This window comes from Burkholderia sp. COPS (assembly GCF_019425585.1).
GTDB lineage: Bacteria > Pseudomonadota > Gammaproteobacteria > Burkholderiales > Burkholderiaceae > Burkholderia > Burkholderia cepacia.
Map to the genome: position 1 here is coordinate 1 of NZ_WIXR01000073.1, position 4,675 is coordinate 4,675.

Sequence of the window (4,675 nt, forward strand, 5' to 3'; positions counted from 1 at the left end):
TGAAGGAAGTCATTCAGCCGAGCGCCGCCAGCCGCTGGCTGTACCTGATCGCGCCGGTGATGACCGTCGTGCCGGCATTCGCCGTGTGGGCCGTGATCCCGTTCCAGGCAGAAGCCGTGCTCGCGAACGTGAACGCGGGCCTGCTGTACGCGATGGCGATTTCGTCGATCGGCGTGTATGCGGTGATTCTCGCGGGCTGGGCATCGAACTCGAAGTACGCGTTCCTCGGCGCGATGCGCGCCGCGGCACAGATGGTGTCGTACGAAATCTCGATGGGCTTCGCGCTGGTGCTGGTGCTGATGACGGCCGGCAGCNNCTGCCGCTGCTGCCGGCGTTCGTCGTCTACTTCATTTCGGGCATCGCCGAAACGAACCGCCACCCGTTCGACGTGGTGGAAGGGGAGTCGGAAATCGTCGCCGGTCACATGATCGATTACTCGGGCATGGCGTTCGCGCTGTTCTTCCTCGCCGAGTACATCAACATGATCGTGATCTCGGCGCTGGCTGCGACGCTGTTCCTCGGTGGCTGGGACGCACCGTTCGAATTCCTGTCGTTCATCCCGGGCATCTTCTGGCTGGTGCTGAAGGTCTTCGCACTGCTGTCGGTGTTCATCTGGGTCCGCGCGACGTTCCCGCGCTACCGTTACGACCAGATCATGCGTCTGGGCTGGAAGGTGTTCCTGCCCGTCACGGTGGTCTGGGTGGTCGTGGTCGGCTGCTGGATGATGTCGCCGCTGAACATCTGGGTGAAGTAAGGACGAAATCATGACGGCTATCCAACACTTCTTTAAGACTTTCTTCCTGACCGAGCTGCTGAAGGGGCTCGCGCTGACCGGTCGTTACACGTTCAAGCGCAAGTTCACCGTGCAGTTCCCGGAAGAGAAGACCCCGATTTCGCCGCGCTTCCGCGGGCTGCATGCGCTGCGCCGCTATGAAAACGGCGAAGAGCGCTGCATCGCGTGCAAGCTCTGCGAGGCCGTGTGCCCCGCGATGGCGATCACGATCGAATCGGAAACGCGCGCGGACAACACGCGCCGCACGACGCGCTACGACATCGACCTGACGAAGTGCATCTTCTGCGGTTTCTGCGAAGAGAGCTGCCCGGTCGATTCGATCGTCGAGACGCAGATTCTCGAGTACCACGGCGAAAAGCGCGGCGACCTGTATTTCACGAAGGAAATGCTGCTCGCGGTGGGCGATCGCTACGAGAAGGACATCGCCGCGGCGAAGGCTGCCGACGCGCCGTATCGTTGATTGTGTTTGCAGTGCCGGCCCGAAGCCTGGGCCGAGCCGCCGCGACGGGTGCGGCACGCGAGAGCGTCCCGCAAGCCGCGCCTGACTATGGCCTAACGATGAACCGGTAATCATGGAATTCACGACCGTACTGTTCTACATCTTCGCGCTGCTCCTGGTGGTATCAGGGCTGAAGGTGATCACTTCGCGCAACCCGGTGGCGTCTGCGCTTTTCCTTGTGCTGGCGTTCTTCAACGCCGCCGCGATCTGGATGCTGCTGGAAGCGGAGTTCCTCGCGATCCTGCTGGTGCTGGTCTACGTGGGCGCCGTGATGGTGCTGTTCCTGTTCGTCGTGATGATGCTGGACATCAACATCGACTACCTGCGCCGCGACTTCAAGCGCTTCGTCCCGATGGCGACCGTGGTCGGCGCGATCATCGTGATCGAAACCGCGCTGATCCTGTGGCGCGGCTACGGCGACACGCAGACGGTGCACGCGATGGCGACGGGCGAGATGGCCAACTGGTCGAACACGCGACTGATCGGCAAGGTGATCTACACCGACTACATCTTCGCGTTTGAAATCGCCGGCCTCGTGCTGCTGGTCGCGATCATTGCCGCGATCGGGCTGACCGAGCGCAAGGGCAAGGACAGCAAGCGCCAGCGCGTGTCGGATCAGGTCAAGGTGCGCCGCAACGACCGTGTGCGCCTCGTGAAGATGGAAGCGGACAAGCCGCAGCCGGAAACGGCGCAGAGCGAAGCCGGTTCGGGCACCAACGGCTAAGCGGAGGAAACGAAAACCATGCTGACTCTTGCTCATTACCTCGTGCTCGGCGCGATCCTCTTTGCGATCGCGATCGTCGGGATCTTCCTGAACCGCCGCAACGTCATCATCATCCTGATGTCGATCGAACTGATGCTGCTGGCGGTGAATACCAACTTCGTCGCGTTTTCGCACTACCTCGGCGATGTGCACGGCCAGATCTTCGTGTTCTTCGTGCTGACGGTCGCCGCAGCGGAAGCCGCGATCGGCCTCGCGATTCTGGTGACCCTGTTCCGTAAGCTCGACACGATCAATGTCGAGGATCTCGATCAGCTCAAAGGTTAATTTCAGGCAACGCTGTTATGTCAACGACACTCAATGAAAACCTGCTGCTGGCGATTCCGCTCGCTCCGCTGGCCGGCTCGCTGATTGCGGGGCTGTTCGGGAACGCAGTCGGGCGCAAGGGCGCACACCGGATCACGATCCTCGGCGTAATGATCGCGTTCCTCCTGTCGGCGAAAGTCTTCTTCGACGTGATGGGCGGCGCAAGCTTCAACGCGACCGTCTACGAATGGATGAACGTCGGCTCGCTGAAGCTCGAAGTCGGCTTCCTCGTCGATTCGCTGACCGCGATGATGATGGTCGTCGTGACCTTCGTCTCGCTGATGGTGCACGTGTACACGATCGGCTACATGGCGGAAGAAGACGGCTACCAGCGCTTCTTCTCGTACATCTCGCTGTTCACGTTCTCGATGCTGATGCTCGTGATGAGCAACAACTTCCTGCAGCTGTTCTTCGGCTGGGAAGCGGTGGGTCTGGTGTCGTACCTGCTGATCGGCTTCTACTTCACGCGTGAGAGCGCGATCTACGCGAACATGAAGGCGTTCCTCGTGAACCGCGTGGGCGACTTCGGCTTCCTGCTCGGCATCGGCCTGCTGCTCGCATTCGCCGGCTCGATGAACTACGGCGAAGTGTTCGCGAAGCGCGCGGAACTCGCGAGCCTGCACTTCCCGGGCACCGACTGGGGCCTGCTGACCGTGGCCTGTATCTGCCTGTTCATCGGCGCGATGGGTAAGTCGGCACAGTTCCCGCTGCACGTGTGGCTGCCGGACTCGATGGAAGGCCCGACCCCGATCTCTGCGCTGATTCACGCGGCGACGATGGTGACGGCCGGCATCTTCATGGTGTCGCGCATGTCGCCGCTGTTCGAACTGTCGGATACCGCGCTGTCGTTCGTCACGGTGATCGGCGCGATCACGGCGCTGTTCATGGGCTTCCTCGGCATCATCCAGAACGACATCAAGCGGGTGGTCGCCTATTCGACGCTGTCGCAGCTCGGCTACATGACGGTCGCGCTCGGTGTGTCCGCGTACCCGGTCGCGTTGTTCCACCTGATGACGCACGCGTTCTTCAAGGCGCTGCTGTTCCTCGGCGCCGGCTCGGTCATCATGGGCATGCACCACGACCAGGACATCCGCAACATGGGCGGCCTGCGCAAGTACATGCCGATCACGTGGATCACGTCGCTCATCGGTTCGCTCGCGCTGATCGGTACGCCGTTCTTCTCGGGCTTCTACTCGAAAGACTCGATCATCGACGCGGTGAAGCTTTCGCACCTGCCGGGTTCGGGCTTCGCGTACTTCGCGGTCGTCGCGAGCGTGTTCGTCACGGCGCTGTACTCGTTCCGCATGTATTTCCTGGTGTTCCACGGTGAAGAGCGCTTCCGCAAGCCGAAGCATCCGGAATCGCCGATGGGCATGGCGGCCGCGCACGGCCACGACGACCACGGTCATGACCATGGTCACGACGACCACGCGCACGAACCGCACGAGACCCCGTGGGTCGTGTGGGTGCCGCTGGTCCTGCTGGCGATCCCGTCGGTGATCATCGGTGCGATCGCGGTCGGCCCGATGCTGTTCGGTGACTTCTTCCAGCACGGCGTTGCATTCGACAAGGTGATCTTCATCGGTGAAAACCACCCGGCGCTGGCCGAGATGGCCGAGGAGTTCCACGGCTGGGTGGGCATGGGCCTGCACTCGGTGTCGGGTCTGCCGGTCTGGCTCGCGCTCGCCGGTGTCGTTGTCGCCTGGTTCCTGTACCTGAAGCGTCCGGATCTGCCGGCGTCGATCCGCCGCGCGTTCGGCCCGATCTACACGCTGCTGGACAACAAGTACTACATGGACAAGATCAACGAAGTGGTGTTCGCCCGTGGTTCGGTGGCGATCGGCCGCGGCCTGTGGAAGGAAGGTGACGTCGTCGTGATCGACGGCCTCGTCAACGGCAGCGCCCGGTTCATCGGCTGGTTCGCCAGCGTGATCCGCTTCCTCCAATCCGGTTACATCTATCACTACGCGTTCGCCATGATCATCGGCATGCTGGGGCTCCTGACCCTGTTTGTAACGCTCGGCGGCAAATAAGGCGGGGGACAACTTAATGCACGCTTTTCCGATTCTCAGTACCGCGATCTGGCTGCCGATCGTTTTCGGCCTCCTCGTGCTTGCGGTGGGTAATGACAAAAATCCGGGGACGGCCCGCTGGATCGCGCTGATCGGTTCGCTGCTCGGCCTCGCGGTCACGATCCCGCTGATCACGGGCTTCGATTCGAGCACGGCTGCGCTGCAGTTCGTCGAGAAGTCGACCTGGATCGAGCGCTTCGACATCGCGTATCACCTCGGCGTCG

General features: G+C 61.9%; 4 protein-coding genes and 2 pseudogenes. All 6 read left to right on the forward strand.

The window, feature by feature from the left end:
- Positions 1-754, forward strand: a pseudogene (locus FOZ70_RS36090) (NADH-quinone oxidoreductase subunit H); the annotation flags it as partial.
- Between the two features lie 10 nt (positions 755-764).
- Entirely contained in the window at positions 765-1,253 is a 489-nt protein-coding gene (gene nuoI / locus FOZ70_RS36095; protein WP_009691265.1) for an NADH-quinone oxidoreductase subunit NuoI, read from the forward strand.
- A 112-nt stretch (positions 1,254-1,365) separates the two neighbouring features.
- Positions 1,366-2,016 (forward strand): NADH-quinone oxidoreductase subunit J, encoded by a 651-nt coding sequence (locus FOZ70_RS36100; RefSeq protein ID WP_021162815.1) that lies wholly within the window; start codon positions 1,366-1,368, stop codon positions 2,014-2,016.
- An 18-nt stretch (positions 2,017-2,034) separates the two neighbouring features.
- On the forward strand, positions 2,035-2,340 hold the full coding sequence (gene nuoK, locus FOZ70_RS36105) for an NADH-quinone oxidoreductase subunit NuoK (RefSeq protein ID WP_006478272.1): 306 nt from the start codon (positions 2,035-2,037) through the stop codon (positions 2,338-2,340).
- Positions 2,341-2,357: 17 nt separating this feature from the next.
- Positions 2,358-4,412 (forward strand): NADH-quinone oxidoreductase subunit L, encoded by a 2,055-nt coding sequence (gene nuoL / locus FOZ70_RS36110; RefSeq protein ID WP_219707807.1) that lies wholly within the window; start codon positions 2,358-2,360, stop codon positions 4,410-4,412.
- Positions 4,413-4,428: 16 nt separating this feature from the next.
- A pseudogene (locus FOZ70_RS36115) lies at positions 4,429-4,675 on the forward strand (NADH-quinone oxidoreductase subunit M); the annotation flags it as partial.

Coding starts and splice junctions, on each gene's coding strand:
- nuoL (WP_219707807.1), top strand. CDS start 2,358: ATGTCAACGACACTCAATGAAAACCTGCTGCTGGCGATTCCGCTCGCT.
- nuoK (WP_006478272.1), top strand. CDS start 2,035: ATGCTGACTCTTGCTCATTACCTCGTGCTCGGCGCGATCCTCTTTGCG.
- nuoI (WP_009691265.1), top strand. CDS start 765: ATGACGGCTATCCAACACTTCTTTAAGACTTTCTTCCTGACCGAGCTG.
- FOZ70_RS36100 (WP_021162815.1), top strand. CDS start 1,366: ATGGAATTCACGACCGTACTGTTCTACATCTTCGCGCTGCTCCTGGTG.